19 protein-coding genes and 1 other RNA gene are annotated in these 21,229 nt (G+C 66.2%); 7 read left to right on the top strand and 13 right to left on the bottom strand.

The window, feature by feature from the left end; translation table 11 throughout:
• Positions 1–12: 12 nt before the first annotated feature.
• The 4 genes from AC3A4Z_RS11650 to purS form a co-directional block, all read right to left on the bottom strand.
• Positions 13–819: a GDSL-type esterase/lipase family protein gene (locus AC3A4Z_RS11650; RefSeq protein ID WP_498711676.1), complete on the bottom strand. Its 807-nt coding sequence runs from the start codon at positions 817–819 to the stop codon at positions 13–15.
• Between the two features lie 183 nt (positions 820–1,002).
• Positions 1,003–3,312, bottom strand: a complete 2,310-nt coding sequence (purL, locus tag AC3A4Z_RS11645; protein ID WP_498711675.1) for a phosphoribosylformylglycinamidine synthase subunit PurL — start codon at positions 3,310–3,312, stop codon at positions 1,003–1,005.
• Positions 3,309–4,082 (bottom strand): phosphoribosylformylglycinamidine synthase subunit PurQ, encoded by a 774-nt coding sequence (gene purQ / locus AC3A4Z_RS11640; RefSeq protein ID WP_493972529.1) that lies wholly within the window; start codon positions 4,080–4,082, stop codon positions 3,309–3,311. The genes purL and purQ overlap by 4 nt, the downstream gene beginning before the upstream one ends.
• Before the next feature lies 1 nt (position 4,083).
• Positions 4,084–4,335: a phosphoribosylformylglycinamidine synthase subunit PurS gene (gene purS, locus AC3A4Z_RS11635; RefSeq protein ID WP_003798434.1), complete on the bottom strand. Its 252-nt coding sequence runs from the start codon at positions 4,333–4,335 to the stop codon at positions 4,084–4,086.
• Between the two features lie 280 nt (positions 4,336–4,615).
• Between purS and AC3A4Z_RS11630 the strand changes: the two genes are divergently transcribed.
• Together AC3A4Z_RS11630 and AC3A4Z_RS11625 are read left to right on the top strand one after the other, a co-directional pair.
• Positions 4,616–4,801, top strand: coding sequence for a hypothetical protein (locus AC3A4Z_RS11630; protein ID WP_050056478.1), 186 nt, complete (start codon positions 4,616–4,618; stop codon positions 4,799–4,801).
• A 277-nt stretch (positions 4,802–5,078) separates the two neighbouring features.
• Positions 5,079–8,183 (top strand): S8 family serine peptidase, encoded by a 3,105-nt coding sequence (locus AC3A4Z_RS11625; RefSeq protein ID WP_498711838.1) that lies wholly within the window; start codon positions 5,079–5,081, stop codon positions 8,181–8,183.
• A 71-nt stretch (positions 8,184–8,254) separates the two neighbouring features.
• Here AC3A4Z_RS11625 and AC3A4Z_RS11620 read toward each other — a convergent pair whose 3' ends face one another.
• Genes AC3A4Z_RS11620 through AC3A4Z_RS11605 form a run of 4 tightly spaced genes read right to left on the bottom strand, consistent with a single transcriptional unit; the run spans position 8,255 to position 10,667 of the window.
• Positions 8,255–8,602, bottom strand: coding sequence for a subtilase-type protease inhibitor (locus AC3A4Z_RS11620; RefSeq protein ID WP_493972528.1), 348 nt, complete (start codon positions 8,600–8,602; stop codon positions 8,255–8,257).
• Positions 8,599–9,552: a 3-methyladenine DNA glycosylase gene (locus AC3A4Z_RS11615; protein ID WP_498711674.1), complete on the bottom strand. Its 954-nt coding sequence runs from the start codon at positions 9,550–9,552 to the stop codon at positions 8,599–8,601. The genes AC3A4Z_RS11620 and AC3A4Z_RS11615 overlap by 4 nt, the downstream gene beginning before the upstream one ends.
• Entirely contained in the window at positions 9,509–10,117 is a 609-nt protein-coding gene (locus AC3A4Z_RS11610; protein ID WP_498711673.1) for an SSI family serine proteinase inhibitor, read from the bottom strand. The genes AC3A4Z_RS11615 and AC3A4Z_RS11610 overlap by 44 nt, the downstream gene beginning before the upstream one ends.
• Before the next feature lie 34 nt (positions 10,118–10,151).
• Positions 10,152–10,667, bottom strand: a complete 516-nt coding sequence (locus tag AC3A4Z_RS11605) for a MarR family winged helix-turn-helix transcriptional regulator (protein WP_498711672.1) — start codon at positions 10,665–10,667, stop codon at positions 10,152–10,154.
• Between the two features lie 76 nt (positions 10,668–10,743).
• Between AC3A4Z_RS11605 and AC3A4Z_RS11600 the strand changes: the two genes are divergently transcribed.
• Both AC3A4Z_RS11600 and AC3A4Z_RS11595 read left to right on the top strand, forming a co-directional pair.
• On the top strand, positions 10,744–10,986 hold the full coding sequence (locus AC3A4Z_RS11600; RefSeq protein WP_493972524.1) for a hypothetical protein: 243 nt from the start codon (positions 10,744–10,746) through the stop codon (positions 10,984–10,986).
• A 102-nt stretch (positions 10,987–11,088) separates the two neighbouring features.
• Entirely contained in the window at positions 11,089–11,304 is a 216-nt protein-coding gene (locus AC3A4Z_RS11595; protein WP_498711671.1) for a hypothetical protein, read from the top strand.
• Between the two features lie 101 nt (positions 11,305–11,405).
• On the opposite strand, the gene AC3A4Z_RS11590 is transcribed toward AC3A4Z_RS11595, so the two are convergent.
• Positions 11,406–12,764 carry an aspartate kinase gene (locus tag AC3A4Z_RS11590; protein ID WP_050056471.1) on the bottom strand — a complete coding sequence of 453 codons (1,359 nt, stop codon included), beginning with the start codon at positions 12,762–12,764 and terminating at the stop codon, positions 11,406–11,408.
• Between the two features lie 245 nt (positions 12,765–13,009).
• Here AC3A4Z_RS11590 and AC3A4Z_RS11585 point away from each other — a divergent pair, with 245 nt between their 5' ends.
• The 3 genes from AC3A4Z_RS11585 (at position 13,010) to AC3A4Z_RS11575 (ending at position 16,289) form a co-directional block, all read left to right on the top strand.
• Positions 13,010–13,975, top strand: a complete 966-nt coding sequence (locus AC3A4Z_RS11585) for an ABC transporter ATP-binding protein (protein WP_498711670.1) — start codon at positions 13,010–13,012, stop codon at positions 13,973–13,975.
• Positions 13,972–15,117 carry an ABC transporter permease gene (locus AC3A4Z_RS11580; protein ID WP_498711669.1) on the top strand — a complete coding sequence of 382 codons (1,146 nt, stop codon included), beginning with the start codon at positions 13,972–13,974 and terminating at the stop codon, positions 15,115–15,117. The genes AC3A4Z_RS11585 and AC3A4Z_RS11580 overlap by 4 nt, the downstream gene beginning before the upstream one ends.
• A 92-nt stretch (positions 15,118–15,209) precedes the next feature.
• Positions 15,210–16,289, top strand: coding sequence for a hypothetical protein (locus AC3A4Z_RS11575; protein ID WP_498711668.1), 1,080 nt, complete (start codon positions 15,210–15,212; stop codon positions 16,287–16,289).
• Here the strand turns inward: AC3A4Z_RS11575 and AC3A4Z_RS11570 are convergent.
• The 4 genes from AC3A4Z_RS11570 to ffs all read right to left on the bottom strand — a co-directional run bounded on the left by AC3A4Z_RS11570 (position 16,278) and on the right by ffs (position 21,224).
• Positions 16,278–16,874: a GNAT family N-acetyltransferase gene (locus AC3A4Z_RS11570; protein WP_498711667.1), complete on the bottom strand. Its 597-nt coding sequence runs from the start codon at positions 16,872–16,874 to the stop codon at positions 16,278–16,280. The two genes, AC3A4Z_RS11575 and AC3A4Z_RS11570, sit on opposite strands and share 12 nt — an antisense overlap.
• A 14-nt stretch (positions 16,875–16,888) precedes the next feature.
• Positions 16,889–17,488, bottom strand: coding sequence for a recombination mediator RecR (recR, locus tag AC3A4Z_RS11565; protein ID WP_050056466.1), 600 nt, complete (start codon positions 17,486–17,488; stop codon positions 16,889–16,891).
• A gap of 36 nt (positions 17,489–17,524) precedes the next feature.
• Positions 17,525–21,076, bottom strand: a complete 3,552-nt coding sequence (locus tag AC3A4Z_RS11560) for a DNA polymerase III subunit gamma and tau (RefSeq protein ID WP_498711666.1) — start codon at positions 21,074–21,076, stop codon at positions 17,525–17,527.
• A 51-nt stretch (positions 21,077–21,127) separates the two neighbouring features.
• An RNA gene (ffs, locus tag AC3A4Z_RS11555) (signal recognition particle sRNA small type) lies at positions 21,128–21,224 on the bottom strand.
• Positions 21,225–21,229: the final 5 nt, after the last annotated feature.

Raw genomic sequence — 21,229 nt, 5'->3', positions numbered from 1 at the left:
GGCCTGTCGAACCTACCAGGCGGCTCTCCAGGTGATGTCTGCCAGCTTCGCCTGGCCTCGGGCACTGGGGTGGAAGTAGTCCAGCGTGCCCACGTCGGCCGCCGTGAAGGAATGGTTGTAGACGGCCCCGTCATCGTGCCGGCAGATGCGGCCAAAGTGGTCGCAGGCCCTGGCCAGGATGGCGTTGAAGGCCACTTCACGTTGGGCCACCTCCTGCCGCATCGCGTCCGTGTTGGCGGGGGACAGCATCGACTGGCAGATCGCGAAGGAGGACCAGACTTGTTGGGCGGCTGGATCAGTGTGCAGGACGCTCCATAGCTGGTAGATGTTCGGGATGCTGCTGATGAACACCTGTGGGCGGGGCCGCATCTGGTTGAGGACGGCCAAAGATTCGTACACCTTCGCCCGGAAGTCAGCCACCGGCGTCATGGTTTGCAGGGAGGGCGTGCAGAGATCGTTGGCGCCCATCAGGATGGTGACGTACCCCGCGTGCTGACTGGCGGCAACGGCAGCCTGGCGGGGAAGGTCGGATACTCTTGCACCGCTGACAGAATTATTGAAAGCGTTGCCGCGGAGTGCAGGCTGCAGTCGAAGGAGCCGCTCGTAGTGGGTCCTGATGCCATCAGCCCCGCCGTCCCCGGTGGACCAGGACTGCGCCGGGTAGTCGCCCGGAACGCAGCACACATTGGTGGCCTGCGTGATGGAGTCGCCGAGGGCAGCCATGCTCCTGGGATAGTATCCGGCAGTTGCCGGCTGGGCGCCGGCCATGACCAGGAAGAACAAAAGGGAAAACAGCAGGATGCGCCGAATTTTGCGCATGTCAGCCTCCTCGGGCCTGCCGCGCCTCTTGGAGGCCGCCTCGCTGAAGATGTACGCAAAAACTACGCCCGGTGGTCGGGACTGTCGATGGGGGCCATTAGGGGATTGCCACCCCTGTTTGTTAAAGGGGGAAATCCGCGTCCCTAAGAGGGGCGCGGATTTCCATAAGCCGGGAGGGTGGGATCAGCCGAAGTACTTCGGCAGGGTCCCCTCGTGGGCTTCGCGGAGGGCGTCCAGGGACAGGCTCTCCACTCCGTTGATGTCCAGGGTTCCGCTGGCCGCGTCCACCACACCGATACGGGTGTGGGCGAAGCCGCGTGCGGTGCACATATCCGTGAAGCGGACTTCTTCGGAACGGGGAACGCCCACAACGGCGCGGCCCTGGGATTCCGAGAAGAGCGCCGTGAACAGGTCCACGCCGTCCCGGTCCAGGACATCCTGCAGTGCAACCCGGGCACCGACGCCGTAGCGCAGCGAGGACTCCACCAGGGCAGCCGCGAGGCCGCCTTCGGAGAGGTCGTGGGCGGAGTCGATCATGCCGTCACGGGACGCGTTGATCAGGATCTCGCCCAGGGCACGTTCGGCGTCGAGGTCCACCTTCGGCGGCTGGCCGCCCAGGTGGCCGCGCATGTTGGCCCACTCGGAGCCGTCCAGCTCGGCAGCCGTGGTGCCCAGCAGGTAAATTGCCTGGCCGTCCTCACGCCAGCCCGACGGCGTGCGCCGGGCGACGTCGTCGAGCTTGCCCAGCACTGCCACCACGGGGGAGGGGTGGATCGGCGTGGTGCCGGTCTGGTTGTAGAGCGAGACGTTGCCGCCGGTGACCGGGACGCCGAGCACCTGGCAGGCGTCGGACAGGCCGCGGATGGCCTCGGCCAGCTGCCACATCACGTCCGGGTCCTCGGGGGAGCCGAAGTTCAGGCAGTCGCTGACAGCCATGGGAACGGCGCCGGAGGTGGCAACGTTCCGGTAGGCCTCGGCCAGTGCCAGCTGCGCGCCGTGGTACGGATCGAGGTAGGTGTAACGGCCGTTGGCGTCGGTGGCCAGGGCAACGCCCAGGCCCGTTTCCTCGTCCACGCGGACCACGCCGGCGTCGTCGGGGAACGCCATGGAGGTGTTGCCGCCCACGTACCGGTCGTACTGGTTGGTGATCCAGGACTTGGAGCACATGTTCGGCGATGCCACGAGTTCAGTCACAGCGGCAGCGAGCTCAGCCGGGGCGGAGGGCCGGCCGGCGTCCTGAACGGAGCCGGTGAAGGTGTCTGCCTGCACGGCGTCCTGCCACTCGGGACGGGCGAACGGACGGTCGTAGACCGGACCGTCGTGCGCCACGGTGCGGGGATCGACGTCGACAATCACCTCGCCTTCCCAGGTGATGATGAGGCGGCCGGTATCGGTCACCTCGCCCAGCCAGGCATATTCAACAGCCCACTTGTCCATCACGGCTTCGAACGCCGCAACGTTCTCCGGAGTGACAACGGCCATCATGCGTTCCTGCGACTCGGACATCAGGATCTCGCCCGGGGTCAGCGTGGGGTCGCGCAGCAGCACGGAGGTCAGCTCAACCTGCATGCCGCCGTCGCCGTTGGAAGCCAGTTCGGAGGTGGCGCAGGAGATGCCGGCGGCGCCGAGGTCCTGGATGCCTTCCACCAGGGAGCCCTTGAACAGCTCCAGGCAGCACTCGATGAGGACCTTTTCGGCGAAGGGGTCGCCCACCTGCACCGCGGGACGTTTGGAGGGCTTCGTGTCGTCGAAGGACTCCGAGGCGAGCACGGAGGCGCCGCCGATGCCGTCACCGCCGGTGCGCGCACCGAACAGGACCACCTTGTTGCCCTTGCCGGAGGCGTTGGCGAGGCGGATGTCCTCGTGGCGCATGACGCCAACTGCGAGGGCGTTGACCAGCGGGTTGCCCTGGTACACCGAGTCGAAGACCATTTCGCCGCCGATGTTCGGCAGGCCCAGCGAGTTGCCGTAGCCGCCGATGCCGGCCACGGCACCGTGCATCACGCGGGCGGTGTCCGGGTGGTCGATCGCGCCGAAGCGCAGCGGGTCCATCACGGCAACAGGGCGGGCGCCCATGGAGATGATGTCGCGGACAATGCCGCCGATGCCGGTCGCGGCACCCTGGTAGGGCTCAACGAACGACGGCGAGTTGTGCGACTCGATCTTGAAAGTCACGGCCCAGCCGTCCCCGAGGTTGGTCACGCCGGCGTTTTCGCCGATGCCCACCAGCATGTCCTTCTTCATCTCCGGGGTCACCTTTTCGCCGAACTGGCGCAGGTGGTTCTTGGAGGACTTGTAGGAGCAGTGCTCGCTCCACATCACGGAGTACATGGCGAGCTCGGCGCCGGTGGGGCGGCGGCCCAGGACCTTGACGATCTCGTCGAACTCGTTCTGCTTCAGGCCCAGCTCGGCCCAGGGCAGCTCGGTGTCCGGGGTCTTCGCGGCGTTCTCGACAGTGTCGATATTGAACTTCTTGGTGGTTTCGATGCTCACTTGTCGCCTCCCACAATCTTGGTCAAAACGGAGGTGAAGAAGCCCAGCCCGTCGGTATCGGACCCGCCGATGCCGTCCAGCGACTCCGGGCCGAATCCGGCTTCCACGGCATGCTCGGGGTGCGGCATCAGGCCCACCACGTTGCCCGCGGCGTTGGAGATGCCGGCGATGTCCCTGCGCGAGCCGTTCGGGTTGAACCCGACGTAGCGGAACACCACGCGGCCCTCGGCCTCGAGCGCGTCAAGGGTCTTCTCGTCGGCGATGTACTGGCCGTCCTGGTTCTTCAGCGGCACAGTGATTTCCTGGCCCGCCTGGTAGTCCAGCGTCCAGGCGGTGTTGCTGTTCTCGACGCGCAGCACCTGGTCGCGGCACATGAATTTCAGGTGGTCGTTCTTGATCATTGAACCGGGCAGCAGGTGCGACTCGGTGAGGATCTGGAAGCCGTTGCAGATGCCGAGCACGGGCAGCTTGGCGTCGCTGTTGGCTGCGTCAATGATTTTGGACATCAGCGGTGCGAAGCGGGCGATGGCTCCGGCGCGCAGGTAGTCACCGTAGGAGAAACCGCCGGGAATAACAACGGCGTCCACGTCGCCGAGTTCCGTGTCCGCGTGCCAGAGTTCGACGGCGGTGCCGCCGGCGAGGCGGACGGCACGGGCGGCGTCGCGGTCATCGAGGGTGCCCGGGAAGGTGACGACGCCGATGCGGGCACCGGCGAGGCGCGGTTCCGCGGCGACGGCGATTGCCTCGCCGATCAGGGGAAGTTCAGTCATGTCAGGCCTCGACGACCTCGACGTTGACGACGTCTTCGATCACGGGGTTGGACAGGAGGGTCTCTGCGGCATCGCGTGCCTGGGCCAGGATGTCCTCGGTCACCTCGCCGTCGACAGTCAGTTCGAAACGCTTGCCCTGGCGGACAGAGCTGAAGCTGGTGAAGCCCAGCCGGGGCAGGGCGCCGACGATAGCCTTCCCCTGCGGGTCCAGAATCTCGGGCTTGGGCATGACGTCAACAACGATCCGGGGCATCCGGTAACTCCTGTGCGTGAGCTTGGGTAAGGGCGCAGCTCACTGGTGCCGTCTCACGCCGTACCGAGGTGTTGGGGGACACATTGAAAGACATGGTGGACGGGCGCTCCGCGAGCTTGCTAGTCCATTCTACCGGCCGGAGCGCCACACCCTGTATTCGGCCTGTTCCCGCCCTCATTCCGGCTTGAAGCCAGGTGAGGTGAGGGCATTTTGAGGAGTGGGCCGGGGCGCTTTTGCCTGGGTTCTGGAGTTGTTCTGGTGGTGTCACTAGGATTGCGGAATGGCTGAGAAATCGAGATCCGTGCTGTTGCCGGTGATGGCCGCCGCAGTGTTTGCCGGCCTCGGACGAATGGTCCTGCAGAAGATCAAGGCCGACCGGTTCGCCCGGGAGAACCGGGTTGCCGGCCCGATGGATGAAAAGACCAGGCAGTGGATCAGCGACGTCGTCAGGACGCCCCGGGAATAGCCGGTCCGCACCCTGCGTGACGTTTCCGGAGTAACCGCCCGGGCGCCACTTCTTCGTTCCCTCCGCCCTGTTGGGGGACGGCAGTGACAGGAACAAAATTCGCTTTGTGTCCTATGTCATATTCGGCTATCAGTCTGTAGCCTTTGAGTCAGCCGGTGTCACGGAATGACAAAACCTGTAACTTCGTGTGCCGAGCCTGTCGTTTCCGGCCCCCCAACCACGGCTGGGCCGGTTCCTCGTGAAAGGGTTGCACGTGAGATCTACTGGAAAGAGCTCCTTGCGGGGCGGGGGATTCCGGAAGGCTGCGGCATTGGCCGTGGGATTGCCGCTTCTCCTCACCCCGATGGCCGGAAGCCCCGCTATCGCGGCGCCCGTAGGCCAGGACCTGGCGGTTGCTGCAAAAAATGCAGCGCCGGCCGAGTTTACGGACGGCCGCTATATCGTTGTGCTCGCGGGCGCGGCAGCCGCCGCGTATGAGGGCGAAACGCCGGGACTCGCGCCCACCAAACCGCAGAACGGCCGCAAGCTGGATACGGGAAGCGCCAACTACAAGGCCTACGATGCGCACCTCCGCAAGGAGCAGCAGGACATCGCCGCCAGCCAGGGGGTTACGCCGCAAAAGCAGTTCACCGCTGCCCTCAACGGCTTCAGCGCCCAGCTGACTGCGGCTCAGGCCATGGAGTTGTCCAGGAACAACAAGGTCCTGGCAGTGATGCCGGACGCGGAAAATGCCCCGGATTACACCACGTCGGATTTCCTCAAGCTGACCGGGCCGGACGGCATGTGGGCCACTCAGTTCGGCGGCGAAGCCAACGCCGGCAAGGGCGTTGTGGTGGGTGTCATCGACTCCGGCTACGCTCCCGACAACCCCTTCCTCCAGGGCGAACCCGTGCAGCCGCTGAGCGGCCCGGCGCAGGTGGGCGCCCCCTACCGCACGCCGGAGGGGAAGATCGCCATGCTCAAGGCCGACGGCTCCACCTTCGAGGGTGAATGCCAGAAAGGCCAGGGAACGGGCGCGTCCTTCGACGGTTCCTTGTGCAACTCCAAGGTCATCGGCGCCAGGTACTTCGCCGATTCCTTCCTGCAGTACGTGCCACAGGCGAACCGGGCCCCGCAGGAACTTATTTCGCCGGTGGACGTCGGCAGCCATGGCACGCACACCGCCACAACAGCAGCCGGCAACGCGAACGTGGAGCAGGTCATCGACGGCACCAGCTTCGGCAAGAGCTCCGGCGTCGCCCCCGCTGCAAAGGTCTCCGTCTACAAAATCTGCTGGGAGGACACCAACCCGGATACCGGCGGCTGCTACTCCTCCGCTGCGGTGGAGGCAGTGGATGCGGCGGTCAAGGACGGCGTGGATGTCCTGAACTACTCCATCTCAGGAAACAACAACAGCACCACCGATCCTGTGGCGCTGGCCTTCCTGAATGCTGCCTCCGCCGGCGTGTTTGTCTCTGCCTCCGCCGGCAACTCCGGGCCCACTGTGTCCACCGTCAACCACGCAGCCCCATGGCTGACCACGGTGGCTGCCTCCACCTTCCCCAGTGAGCTGCTGGGAACCGTCAAGGTCTCGGACGGTTCGCTCTACCGGGGAGCGTCGATCATGAAATCTGAAGTGGCAGACAAACCGGTTGTTGTCGCGGCCGCCGCGGCAGCAGCAGGTGCCGCCAATCCAAACCTCTGCGGTCCCGGCTCGCTTGATGCTGCCAAGGTGGCGGGCAAAGTGGTTGTTTGCGACCGCGGCGTCGTGGACAGGACGGCCAAGAGCCAGGAGGTCAAGGACAAGGGCGGCGTCGGAATGATCCTGGTGAACCTCACCAGCAGTTCCGAGGACGCGGACAACCACGTGCTGCCCACCGTCCATGTGAACGCCCCGAAGAGCTTGGAACTGAAGTCCAAGCTGGAGGCCAATCCCGCACTGACTGTCAGCCTGGTCAAGGGAGACCTGACCGGTGAACCGCCGGCCCCCGCGCCGCAGATCGGCGGCTTCTCGTCCCGCGGGCCCAGCCTTGCTTCCGGCGGTGACCTGCTGAAGCCGGACATCGCGGCCCCGGGCGTCAATGTCCTGGCCGGCGTCTCCACCATCGGCAACCACGGCGCGCAGTTCGGCTTTATGTCCGGCACCTCCATGGCAGCACCGCACATCGCCGGTTTCGGCGCACTGGTACTGGGCAAACAGCCTCTGTGGACCCCATCCGTGGTCAAATCGGCCATGATGACCACCGCCTACCCGCTGGTCAACGCCGACGGCTCACCCAACACGGATCCATTCCAGGGCGGGGCCGGGCACATCGACTCAACCCGTGTCCTGGATCCCGGCCTGGTGTACGAATCCGGCATCAAGGACTGGCTGGCCTTCCTTAACGGCCAAGGGGTGGATACCGGGGCGCCACAAGCCGGCACCATCGCCGCCCGGGACCTGAACCTGCCGTCCATCGCGCTCGGCAGCCTGGTGGGCGAAGTCCAGGTTAAGCGCCAGCTGACCGCCCTGGTCCCCGGCATGTACCGGCCCGAGGTCAACCTTCCTGGTTTCAATGTCGACGTCGAGCCCAAGGCGCTCAACTTCGCCAAGGCGGGCCAGTCACGTGAAGTTACCTTGACCATCAGGAACGTGAGTGCCCCGATGGGCAAGTTCAGCACCGGAAGCCTCACCTGGAAAGGCCCGCGCACGGTGAGTTCGCCGATCGCCGTCAGGCCGGTAGACGCGCAGATCGCGCCGTCGTTCTCCTTCAGTTCACCCACGGGAACGGGCAGCGGAACCATGGAGCTGGTCTCCGGGTCGGATACCCCCATCAAGGTAAGGGTGGAAGGCCTCGCTCCGCTGAGCCGGACGGCCGTCTCCAAGACCCCCGGCGCGTACGCACCCGCCAACGATGAGCACAACGCGCTGGTCCAGGTGACGGTGCCGGAAGGGGCGTCCTTCGCCCGGCTGGGCGTCCAGGCCCAATCCAACGACGTCGACTGGGACATGGTGGTATTCGCGCCGAATGCACTGGGAGGGCTGACCGCCACCCAGGTGGCCACCGCTTCTGCCAGCGAATTCCTGGATCTGGAGGCACCACGGGCCGGCACCTACTACATCGTGGCCAACCTTTATTCAACTCCGGACAACGGACCGGCCAGCGCATCGGTCCAGGCGGTTTCCTTCGCTGGGGATGCCGGCAATCTGACGGTGGACCCGAATCCGATCGTGGCTCCCAACGGCACTGCCACCTCGGCCACCCTGTCCTGGACAGGCCTGTCCGAAGGGACCTACCTGTCGCGCCTGAGCCTGGGCGATAACGGCATCAGGACCTGGGTCAACGTACAGGTGGGCGCAGCCTCCGCTGCCCCGGCCGGAGCTCCGCAGGTAACCTTCGCGAACGGCGTGCCTGCCGCCTAGCAGCCGGCCGTCTGACAAAACAGGGTCCCGGGTGGTTGAACCACCCGGGACCCTGCTTTTTGCTTGTAGGCCTAGGTGTTGCCCCAGGCGCCACCCGCGCTGCCCAGCAGCGGTGCCATTGCCCTCCAGCGGGCGATTTCGCAGCCGTCGGTCCGCGTGAAAACCGACTCCACAGTGCGGCCCCGGAACGTCCCCGTCACCACGGCAACCTGCGGCCCGCCGTACTGCTGGGTGCACAGTTTGGGTGGCCCGGGTTTCGGGAAGAAAACGTCCTCCCCGTGCTTCCGCACTGCGCTCAGTGCAGCTTCCGGGTCCGGCAGGGTGCTTTCAGCGGAAGGGCCGTCGTCATCGGCCACCAGCCTGAAGAGGTATTCGGCTGCTTCGGGGTCCTCCCGCAGCCTGATGGTCAGGTCGATCATGCCGCACGGCTCCCGGAGAGTACGGCAAGCTTGAGGGCAAGCATTTCCCGAAGCCCGGCTGCCTCGGCGGCGAACGAACGCTGGTGTTCCACGTAGGCGGCCTTGCCTTGCGGGGTTTCAATGGGAATGGCCGGGTAACCCCACTCGGCGAGGTCGTAAGGGGAAGCCTGCATGTCCATGGCCCGGATGCGCCAGGACAGTTCAAAGCAGTCCATCACGAGTTCACTGGGCAGGGCCGGCAGCAGCTTGTAGGCCCATTTGTACAGGTCCATGTTGGCGTGCAGGCACCCCGGCTGCTCCAGGTGCCGCTGTGACTCCCGGCTGGGGGCCAGTTCGTTGAGCGGGATGGCGTCCGGTGTGTAGAAGCGGAAGGCGTCAAAGTGGGTGCAGCGTATCCTGTTGTCCTCCACCACCTTGTCCGTCCCCGCTGGACCAAGGCGCAGCTGGAGGTACTCGTGGCGGAGGTCAAACCGGTCCTGGTGGTAGACCATGGCCCACTCGTGCAGGCCGAAGCAGCCAAACTGGGCCGGCCGCGCAGCCGTGCCGCGGAGAATGATGCCGGCAAAGGAGACGGCGTCCTTGCGGTCGGCAAGAAAGCTGTCCAGGTCCATGGTGACCGCGGTACTTTCTGCCGGCAGCCCCAGGGCGGCGAGTTCGCCGTCGTCGAGCGTCCGGTAGTGTTTCCAGCCGCTGCGGGCGGCCGCCTCACCACCCGTGAGGACGACGCCGGCACCCGGGTGCCAGCGCCGGAGCTGGCCTGGTTTCTGGGTGTAGTAGGTGAAAAGAAAATCTTCCACCGGATGCTTTTGCCCGGCGGAACGCCGGGCAAGGTAGGGGTCCGCGTAGCGGCTGACGCGCTGCTGGTGGGCTTCCTCCCTTGCCCGCCACTCGTCCGCCGCCAGGACGCTAAGCTGCTCCACCAGTGGCACCGATGACGTCCTTTGCGGCATTCCAGGAGCTGATCTCGCAACCGTTGGTGCGTTTGAAGGCGTCGTCGACAGGTACGCCGTCCACCACGCCGGTGACAGTGGCTTCCTGGGGGCCGCCGTACTGCTCAGTGCACGCCTGGTCAGTCCGGAGGGCCGGGGAGGCCAGCAGACCCGCGTTGTTTTTCAGTGCCGCGCAGGCGGCATCGGCGGTGGGGTGCTTGCTTTCTGCGTCGGGTACGCCGTTGACGCAGACCAGTGTGTAGTGGACTTCCGGTTCGCCGGCTGATGGTTTGAGGGTGATCGCCAGCTCGGCATTACCCTGTCCCGGACCGGACGATGGCCCTGCGGGTGGCTCCGGTGCGGGAGCCGGGACGGTTGATTCGTCGTCCGGGGCCTTGCTGCCGGTGGGGGTGGGCGAAGCAGATGAAGCGGAAACTGTGGGGCCCGCCGGGGTACCACCGGACGGAGTGCCGCCGCCCTGGCCGGGGGAGCAGGCAGGCAACAGCAGGAGCGCCGCCAGTATCAGCGCCGCTGTTTGACCCGTGCCTGAAGGCACGTGCTGTCTGCACCGGGGCCTGTCCGTCATGGTGCCATTCTACTGCCGTATCCCTTGCGCCCGGCTAAGACCGCGGGGCCTGGGAGGTTGCCGCAATGAGTCCCATCATGGACGCGTGCAGCTCGCCCACCTGGTCCCGCGTCAGGCCCAGGCGCTCCATCATCGTTCCGGGAACATTGAGCGCCTCCTGCCGCAGCGCTGCACCTGCCGGGGTCAGGTCAACGGCGAGGGCCCGCTCGTTGCCATCCACCCGCCGTCGGGAAATCAGGCCGGATGCCTCAAGGCGCCGCAGGAGGGGCGAGATGGTGGCCGGTTCCTGCGCGAGCGCATCACTGATGTTCCGCACGGTCCGGGGACTGGCTTCCCAAAGGCAGAGCATCACCAGGTACTGAGGGTGGGTGAGATTCATTCTCTCCAGCACCGGCTTGTAGGCTCCCACCACACTGCGCGCGGCAACCGTCAGGGCGAAGCACAGCTGGTGCTCCAGCAGCAGGTCATCCTCCTGCGGGGTGTCCGCGCCGGCTGTCCCGGCGCGGGTCGCAGTGCCGGCTTCAGTGGCGGTTCTGGCTGCAGGATTCATCAGGCCTCCAATTGTTAGTGCACTAATCATTAGCGTACACTGTGATCAGTACGAGGATAGTGGAAGGGATTGGTTCATGGGTAAGGCAAGCTCGGGAAGCAAGGGAAACGCTTCGCAGCGCTTCATGCGGGCAACCGGCAAGCTGCGGGCCGTCTTTGGTCCCGCCAACCGGTCGTCCCTGGTCCACGACATGACGGAAGAAAACCGGCGGCTCCTGGCCCAGCGCGAGGCCGAGACCCTGCAGTGGGAGACGGTCACGCGTGCCGACGGCAGCACCTATGTGGTGCCCCGGAATCCCGGGGACCAGTCGCTTCGCTGAGGTCCTTTTCGAGGTGCCGGGCGTAAAATAAGGGCACTGGCACCGCCAGGATTTCTCCTTGGAATGCTCTTTCCCCGGCACGCGGGAAGGGGGTGGAAAACAGTGGCACATTTCGTCGATGGGTTCATGAGCCTGACGGACAGGCTCCGCTTCTTCTTTGGCCCCGCCGCCCGGTTGGACTCCGGTTCGCCCGTGGTGCACAGGCATGACGAGTTCGAACAGGCCTCGGAGGAGGAACTGACGCACTTTGTGGTGGAAACCGATACGTCAGGTCACCACTACGCGGTACGCCGCGAAGACCTCGATAAGGAGGCCTGACCCGGCAGCGCTGCTGCGGTCAGACTAAAAATGCGCTGGTGACGGACTGAGTCCGCCACCAGCGCATTTTTGTTTGCAGGTTCCTCTGGTGCAGGGAGTGGCTAGCGGCCCGTGCCGCCGTACACCGTGGCTTCGTTCTCGCTGTCCAGTTCGAAGGCCCGGTGGATGACCCGCACGGCCTCGTCCAGGAGGTCAGCGTGGGTGACCACGGAGATGCGGATCTCCGAGGTGGAGATCATATTGATGTTGATGCCCGCGTCCGAGAGTGCCTTGAAGAATGTGGCGGACACGCCCGGGTGAGAGCGCATGCCAGCGCCGATCAGGGACAGCTTGCCGATCTGCTCGTTGTATTCGATGGTTTCGAAGCCGATCTGGTCCTGCGCTGCGTGCAGGGCCGCCAGTGCGTCGGCGCCTTCCACGATGGGCAGCGTGAACGAAATATCCGTCCGGCCGGTGCCGTGCGTGGACACGTTCTGCACAATCATGTCGATGTTCGAGTGGGCGTCGGCGATGACCTGGAAGATGGCGGCAGCCTTGCCGGGGATATCCGGAACACCAACAACGGTGACCTTGGCTTCGGAACGGTCGTGCGCGACGCCGGAGATGATTGGCTGCTCCAAGGCAACTCCCTCTTGTGTGGTGATCTTGTCTTCGGCGCTGGGGATGACCCAGGTGCCTTCGTGCTGGCTGAATGACGAGCGGACGTGCAGCGGCACGCCGAACCTGCGCGCGTACTCGACGCAGCGAAGGTGCAGGATCTTGGCCCCGGAGGCTGCGAGTTCAAGCATTTCCTCGCTGGAAATCCTGTCGATCTTCTGCGCGGAGGGAACCACGCGCGGGTCGGCCGTGTAGATACCGTCCACGTCCGTATAGATTTCGCAGACGTCGGCCTCAAGAGCCGCTGCCAGGGCCACCGCAGTAGTGTCCGAGCCGCCGCGGCCAAGCGTGGTGATCTCGTTCGTGGCGCGGCTCATGCCCTGGAACCCGGCAACGATGGCGATGTTTCCCTTGTCCAGCGCGGTACGGATGCGGTGGGGGTCGACGTCGATGATCCGGGCCTTGCCGTGGATGCCGTCGGTGATCATGCCGGCCTGGGATCCGGTGAAGGACTGGGCCGAGGCGCCGAGTTTGTTAATGGCCATGGCGAGCAGTGCCATGGAGATGCGCTCGCCGGCGGACAGCAGCATGTCCATTTCGCGGGCGGGGGCGGAGTCCGTTACCTGGGCGGCAAGGTCCAGGAGTTCGTCAGTAGTATCGCCCATGGCCGAGACCACTACGACCACTTCATTGCCGGCAATCTGGGCGTCCACCACGCGCTTTGCCACCCGCTTGATGCCATCGGCATCCGCCACGGAGGAGCCGCCAAACTTCTGCACGATGAGCTGTTTGGTCACGGCGCCGCCGGCGGGCAGCTCCTGCGGCTGCGTTGCGTTGTGCACTTCGGTAGTGGGCGTACTCATGCGCGAACCTTCACTGGATCGATTGGAGTCCGGCCAGGCAGCAGTAACGCTGTGTTGGCCCTGACCCGGGGGAACTAACGCCATGATTGGCGCGACTTCTTCGCACCAGTTTATCGCCGCCCGCGGCCAGAGGTTGAATTGTGACCGAATCCTGGCCCTTCGCAGGCGTGCCGGCACCGTCCGCGGGCGTACGCTCAAAAGTGTCAGCATGCATCAAAAACTGTGGGGGGACAGGTGCGCACAATATGGCAATGATTTCTGAATTACCGGACAGCACGGCAGGGCAGGAGCCCGACGGCGGCATCACGGCGCGTGCGGTGAGCCGCAGCTTCGGCGCGGTCCACGCCGTCGAACATATGGACTTCCATGCCCCGGCGGGCAAGGTGACCGCGCTGATCGGGCCGAACGGGGCCGGCAAAACCACGCTGTTGCTCATGCTGGCATCGTTGCTGGCGCCCGATGAAGGCAGCATCAGTGTGGGCGGCCTCGATCCGCGCCGCGACCGGGCGGAAGTACGCAGCCGGGTGGGCTGGATGCCGGACACCCTGGGCGTGTGGGAGTCGCTGACCGCCCGTGAAATCCTCACCCAGATGGCACGCTTTTACCGGCTTCCGGCCGAGGGTATCGGGCGGCGGGTTGCTGGGCTGCTGGAACGGGTCCGGCTTGATGACCTTGCAGATCAGCCGGCGCGGGTGCTCTCGCGCGGGCAGCAGCAGCGGCTCAGCCTTGCGCGGGCCCTGATCCATGACCCTTCCGTCCTTTTGCTCGACGAACCTGCGTCCGGCCTGGACCCCGGTTCCCGGGTGGAGCTTCGGCTGATGCTGCGGCAACTGGCGGCTGAGGGCAAGGCAGTGGTGGTTTCGTCCCACGTGCTCAGCGAACTTGATGAAATTGCCGACGGCGCGGTGTTCGTTAACAAGGGCCGTACCGTCAGGCAACAAACCACTGAGGAGGCTGCGGCGTCAGGACGCCGGTATGCCATCACTGCTTCCGACACGGAGGTGCTCACCGCCAAACTTGGGGAGCTGGGCCTGGCGTTCCGCCGGGAGGACGGACGCCGTCCCGCGGTCAGCCTGATGCTGGGCGGTGATAGCGACGCCGAGCGGCTGCTGCGCGATCTGGTGCTTGCCGGCGTCGGGGTAACTTCCTTTGCCCCGGCAACGGGCGCCCTTGAAGAGACCTACATGAGCCTTGAGGGGGAGCTGCAATGAGCAACGCAACAAAGGACCGGCAGGACACCGGCGGCAGGACAACGGGCGGCTACCTGCCCGGCATCCGGGATGTGGTGGTGCTTGAGCTCAAGCAGCGGTTGCGCTCCCGCGGCTGGTACATCATGCTGGCCATTTGGTTTGTCCTCACCGGCCTGGTGACCTGGCTGACCTGGGCCAGCTGGAATGCCACCCAGGAGGCGCAGCGCGGTTACCCCGGCTACGTGGCACCGCCGGACACCGGTCCGGGGTCCATGATCTTCGAGGTGGTCCTGGCCTTTGTCCTGCTCTTTGCGCTGCTGGTAGCCCCGGCGCTGTCCGCCAACGCCGTTAACGGTGACAGGGCCGGCGGGACTCTGGCCATCCTCCAGGTGACGCTGCTGCAGCCCGGCCAGATCCTGTGGGGCAAATTCGTGGCGGCATGGGCAGCAGCCTTGGCCTTCCTTGTAGCCAGCACACCCTTCCTGGTGATCGGGGTGGCGCTGGGCGGCATGACTCCAGGCCATGTGCTGGTGGCGCTGCTGATGCTTGCCGTCGAGGTGGGAATTGTCTGCGCCATCGGTGTTGGCATCTCGGCGCTCGCCGGACGGCCGCTGTTTTCAATCGTGGTCACCTACTTGGCGGTTGCAGGCCTCGCCGTGGGCACCCTGATCGCCTTTGGCCTGGGAACCGGGCTGACCCAGGGCACCATCATGGCCAACCAGGCGCAGTACCGCGCCTATGAGCCGCTCTCCCAGGAGGCAGTCCAGCAAGGGCCCGTCGAGCCGGAGTACACCTGCTCAGGGCCGCTGCAGGAACAGCCCGCGATGCGGACCGAACGGGTGGCCTGGTTGCTGGCGATGAATCCCTACGTGGTGGTGGCCGACGCGATCCCCTACAAGGACCGTTCGCAGGAGCGCAACTACACATCCGTGGGGGCAATAGAGAACATCAGCCAGGGAGCACGTTACGCCATGGCCGGTCCGGAGGGGACCTACCCGTGCGCGAACGGTGAGGTCAAGCCGCGGTACCTGGCGCAGTCCACCCCGCTGTGGCCCCTGGGACTGGGCCTGCAGCTGGTGGTCGCCGCACTCCTGATGTGGCTGGGTTGGCGTGCGCTGCGCACGCCCGCCCACAGGCTGGCGCGGGGAACCCGCATCGCTTAGCTGCTCATGTGGACAGGCCCGGCCGGGCAGACCACCATGGGATTAGCCCGTGGCTGCCGGGCCGGGCCTGTTGTTGGAGGTGGGGCTGAACTGTGGTTGGTGACGAACGGCAGGACGACGGCCCGCGCGTCGAAGAACCTGTGTACGAGGTCATTGGGGCGGGCAGGCTGAACCCTGAGGCTGCCGGGGACGACGGCGATCTGCCCCCGGGACCGGGTGCTGCCAGGGTACTCCTGGGCCATGCCTTGGGGGAGATCGCCCGGTCTGTCAGGTCGGGGCGGTTCTGGTTGCAGTCGGCCGCGATGCTCCTGGCCTCGCTGGGTACTGCGCTGTTAGTGCTGATGGTGGTGAACGGCGGCGCCGTTCCGACTGATGCGGCCCGAGGTGGCTGCATTCTCACGGCGGCCATACTGGTTGTGGCTTCCTGCGTGCTGGCCCTTACCTGGGCTCGCCGGCCGGGCATGGCGGAGGCAATCCGGGAGCATCCAGCTGCCGGACCGTTCCTGAACTGGGCCGTGGCTTGCGGCCGCGGTGCGGTATTTGCCGTGCTGGTTGCACTGTTCCTGTTTACCCTTGCTTACGCAACGAAGTCATCGCCCGCGGTCGCCGGAGTCGCGGCCGCCCTGGTCTTTCTGGAGGTCCTGGTCTTCGCTGCGGTCGGGGCGGGGACACTGTGGTGGTTCAGCAAGACCACCAGCCGGGTTGTGGCGTGGGGTGCGGCCTTCCTGCTCCTGGTGGGAAATGTCCTTGCCGTCGCGGCGCTTCTTCCCACCGTGCGGACCACCGAACGCGTCCTTGTGGCGGTAAACATCGAACGCGACGACTCCGGCCGCTTGGTGTCGTGGCAATGCCTGCCTGAGTTGCGGGGATTTACCGAGGTCGATCACACCGAGCGGATCGTCTGGATAGCTGCGAGCAATCCGCTGGTCCTTTTCGGGTTGCTTGCGGCCGGGTCCGGTTCGGAGGATGACGCGCTGGTGTGGTTGCCGGGGGAGACGCAAAACGCGGCGGACGGCTCCCAGGTCCCCTGCGTGGAGGGCCAGGAACGCGACCGCACTGCAATGGAATTGCCGCTGGCAGCGGTAGGTATCGCATTGCAAATGTCCATGGGCGGGCTGTTCCTCGCCGGCGGTTCCAGGGCCGCCGGGAACAAGTCCGCCTCAGGGGGATGAATCCGGACGGTCCAGCCGGAACATCAGCAAGGGGAGTCCCTTGCCGGCTCGATCCCGGCCAGCAGGAAGAACCGGGTCACTCTGGAAACCAAGACTCCGCAGGAGCCGGATGGACGGGCTGTTTGGTTCATGGACCGCAGCTGCCACGGCGTTGATCCCGCGCCGGGTGAAGAGCCATGTCACGAGGGCGGCTGCAGCCTCACGCCCGTAACCCTGGTGCTGGTAATCGGGATGCAGCACGTAGGCCAGGGCAGCATGTCCGGCCGGATGTTCTCCCGGGGCGAGTACACCCGGAACTGAGACCGCTGTGCTGTTCCAGGTGCGCGCATCCCCGATCACCTCTCCGGACTGCCGAAGTGTGATGGCCCAGCAGTAGTTGAACCAAGTGCTGGTGGATGCCTCGGCAAGGGCCAAAAGCTCTGTGAGCCTTTCCCGGTTGGCCTCGACTGAGAGCGGTTCGTGGGAGAGGTACCGGGTGGCGGCGGGGTTGCTGCGGTAACTGTGGATGGCGGACTCGTCCGAGCCCTCGACCAGCCGCAGGACGAGCCGATCAGTGACCAGCGGCGTGATTCCACTCCGGGCCATTTTCGTACCCAGGCTCAGGTGAGGGCGTTGCGGCGGCCCTCGAAGGCACGGCCCAGCGTGACCTCGTCCGCGTATTCGAGGTCGCCGCCAACGGGCAGCCCGGACGCCAGCCGGGTCACGGTGATCCCGATGGTTTTCAGCATCCTGGCCAGGTAGGTGGCCGTTGCCTCTCCCTCCAGGTTGGGATCGGTTGCGATGATGACTTCCTGGATGGCGCCGTCGTTCAACCGGGTGAGGAGCTCGCGGATCCGCAGCTGTTCCGGACCGATGCCGGCGATGGGATTAATAGCGCCGCCGAGTACGTGGTACCTGCCCCGGAAGGACCGGGTACGTTCCACGGCCAGTACATCCTTGGATTCCTCCACCACGCAGATCACTGCGGGATCGCGCCGGGGGTCGCGGCAGATGTTGCAAAGTTCCTGCTCGGTCACGTTGCCGCAGACGGTGCAGAACTTGACCCGTTCCTTCACGGTGGTGATGGCTTCCACCAGCCGCTTCATGTCCTGGGGGTCCGCTTCAAGGATGTGGAACGCCAGCCGCTGTGCGGATTTGGGGCCCACGCCGGGAAGGCGTCCGAGCTCGTCTATCAGCTCTTGGACAGCACCTTCGTACACGTTTTCCTCTTTAGCTAGGGGTGGATAGTGGTTGGATCAGTAGCGGGGCGGGACGGGGCTGCCGTCGGGTGAGCGTTCTTCGATCAGCTTCCCGCCGAGGATACGTTCTACCGCGGCACGGCCGAAGACGCCGGATGCCTCAATAGTCTCATCGTCGGGGCTCGGGATGTCCTGGACATAGGTGGCTTCGGCCGGGACCACCCGGGCAGGGGCTTTTGCCCGGCCTGCCTCTGCCTCCGGACTGTTGGACAGTCGCTGGTAAAGGCTCTGCCGCGTGCCGGCCGCGGCAGGGGCGGCGGGTGCCTGCGGGACAGCAGGTGCCGCCACGGCACCGGGGGCTTGCCGCGCCGCAGGTGCAGGCGGGGCAACGGTAACTTGCCGTGCTGCTGTAACTGGCGCTGCCGCGGGAGCGGCTGAGGCCATGGCGAACTCTCGAGCATGTTCCGGGGCAGGCCCGGAGGGTTCGCTGCCGTGGCCTGCTGCTTGGGGCGTCGATGGGGCCGGTGCTGCCAGGCCCCACTCGGCGTCTACTGCTGACGGAGTGCTGGTGACCGGGATGGACGGGGGAATCTGCGCAGCCGCGGGCTCATAATGGTGGGCTGGAACGGAGGCGGCAGGTTCCTTTTCCGGGACGCCCGCACCGGCCAGTTTGCCGATGTTGCTTTCTTCCCCAACCACCCAGACACCCGGTGCCTGCTCCACAGCGCGGGTCCAGGGATCGTGCGGTGCATCCCCTCCGGTGGAGCGCGTCGCCGGCATGGTTCCGGGGCCTGCGGGGGTACCGGAGTCTGGCCGGGCTCCGGGTCGGCTGGCCGGCAGGTTTCCCACGGCTGACGCGCCCGGTGGAACAACGGCTGAAGCGACCGGTGGAACAGTTGCCCCGGAATCTCCGCTGGTCTGGCCCGCCGAACCGCCCCGGGTGGAGCGGGGCTGCGGGCGCGCCGAAGGGTCCCAGTCCAGGGGAGGCTCTTCATCCAGCGGGGGAGCGTCCTCGTCCCGGGGCGGTCCCCAGTCGTCGTCGGAGTACGAGTAGTCGCCGGCGGCGCCGCTGTACGGGTCGGCGGGGGCCGAAGGTGCTGCGGCATTTCCCACCGACCGTTCGGCTGAAGGGGCCGGGGTCGGAGTCGAAGGGACTGCCGGAGCTGCGGGCGCCGGTTGGGGTGACGGGGCGGGAATCGAAGGGGTCGGAGTCGAAGGGGCTGCCGGAGCTGCGGCCGCCGGTTGGGCAGGGTGGGTGGCTGGCGTCCGGGCTGCGATGTCACCGGTGGCGGAGGCGCCCTGGACGTTCACCCCTTGGTGAAGTCCAGAGTCCGACACTGCAGGGCGGTCCCCTGGGGTATTGGTCCGAGGCTGGCCAACGCTTCCAGGAGCTTGCCCCTGGCCGGGAGCCGTAGCAGCACCGGATGGTGCTGGTGCCTCTGGCGCCGCGGCAGCGGGAGCCAGTCCCCAGGCAACATCGGCGGACGTTGCCGGGGCAGGCCGGCTAGCGGGTGCTTTTGGGTTTGGTTCAGAGCTCGTCCGGCCGCCGCTGCCGGCAACTGCGGTGATCTGGCAGTCAATGCCCACTGTCTTGTGGATTGCCTGCCGCAGGTTTTCCGAATGGTCTGCACGGCCAAAGGCGCCCGCAAGTCCGGACGTGGTGAACGAAAGGGTAAGCGTGTGTCCGTCGAACGCGCTCACTTGGGCGTTCGGCTCAACGAGCGCCCAGGTGCTGCGCTTGATTTTCGTCAGGGTCTGCAGGACGTCCGGCCACGCGCGGCGCAGCACTTCCACGTCGCCCATGGCGGCCGGGGGAGCGGAGGCAGCGGGCCCCGCGGAAGGCGGGCCGGGTTGCCCGTGCCCGGCATGAACGGTGGCCGGCTGAACCGGCTGAGCGGGTTGGACCGGCTCAGCGGGTTGGACGGGCTGAGCGGGTTGGACGGGCTGAGCCGGCTGAGCGGCCTGGACGGGCTCGGGCCGTGGGTCAGGTGTGTTGCGCTCGTCGGAGCGCGGGTCAGCGGGAGCCGGGCGCGAACCAGCAGGGGCGGGCGAGGTTCCGGCGGAACCCTCGACCGGCCAGTCGCTGGTGCTCACGCGGGGCGGGGTCAGCGGCGCACGGGTCTCAGCGTCAGCCGGTGCAGCGGCGGCCGCAGGCGTGCCGCCCGGACCCGTTGCTCCCGCAGGACGCGCATCCTGTGGAGCATGTGCGGCAGCCGGTCCGGCCGCGGCAGGCGCGGAACTCGAGGGTTCCGTCCGTGCCGGTTCTTGCACTGCTGGCGCAGGGCTGGCGGCTTCCAGCCGGACAGCGCCGGGGACAGACACGGGGGCTGGCGCGTGGACGGGTGCGGCGGCTGGTGCGGTGTTCCCAGCGGGTACGACGTGACCCGTTGGGACAGGCTGGTGACCCGAGTCAACGGCGGGGGCACCGACGTCGTTTCCGGCGTAGTTGAGCCGGCGTTCCACACGGTCAATCCGCGCCGCCATGCCGCGCTCGTTCTGCTCGGAGCTGGGCAGCAGGATGCGGGCACACAAGAGCTCCAGGTGCAGCCGCGGAGAGGTGGCGCCGGTCATCTCGGTCAAGGCCGTGTTGGTGACGTCCGCGGCGCGGGACAGCTCGGCGGCGCCCAGGTTGTGGGCCTGGTTCTTCAGCCGCGCGATCTGGTCCGCCGGCATGCCGCGAAGAATGGTCTGCGCGCTTTCCGGCATGGCCTGGACGATGATGAGGTCGCGGAAGCGCTCCAGCAGGTCCTCGACAAACCGGCGGGGGTCATGGCCGGTCTGGATGACCCGGTCAACGGCGCGGAAAACGGTGGCGGAGTCCGAGGCGGCCACAGCCTCCACAACATCATCCAGCAGCGATGCGTGGGTGTAGCCAAGGAGGGCAACGGCAAGCTCGTAGTCCAGCCCGTTGGGCCCGGCGCCGGCCATCAGCTGGTCCAGGACAGAAAGGGAATCACGGACGGAACCCCCGCCGGCACGGATCACCAGTGACAGCACTCCGGGCGCCACCGGAACGTTCTCCTGGTTGCACAGGAGTTCCAGGTAAGCCATCAGCGGCTCCGGCGGCACCAGCCGGAACGGGTAGTGGTGCGTCCGGGAGCGGATGGTACCGATGACCTTGTCCGGCTCCGTGGTGGCAAAGATGAACTTGATGTGTTCCGGTGGCTCTTCAACGATCTTCAGCAGCGCGTTGAACCCTGCCGACGTGACCATGTGGGCTTCGTCGATGATGAAGATTTTGTAGCGGTCCCGCACCGGGGCGTACGTTGCCCGCTCGCGCAGGTCCCGCGCGTCATCCACGCCACCATGGCTGGCGGCGTCAATCTCGATGACATCCAGCGACCCGGACCCGCCGCGTGCAAGCTCAACGCAGCTGGGGCAGGTGCCGCAGGGGGTGTCCGTGGGGCCCTTGGCGCAGTTCAGGCAACGGGCCAAAATGCGGGCGGATGTGGTTTTGCCGCAGCCCCTGGGGCCGGAGAACAGGTAAGCATGATTGACGCGGTTCTTCCGCAAAGCCGTCATCAGCGGCTCGGTGACATGCTCCTGCCCGATAACGTCAGCGAACGAGTCTGGACGGTATCTGCGGTACAGGGCGGTAGTAACTGTCACAGAGAAAACCCTACCAATCCGGGCTGACAGTCTGCCGCCCTGTGGGGGAATAGTAAAGACCCCCCATGCACCCGCCAGAGCCCATTTACCCTTGCTACCTTCCGGTCCTGGGGGAGTTCAACAGGATGACGCCACATGAGGGGCCGCCAGTTA

The organism is Arthrobacter sp. Soil_C_49 (assembly GCF_057656635.1).
Note: the sequence above shows the minus strand (reverse complement) of the source record. Positions and strands in the feature narration are given on the sequence as shown.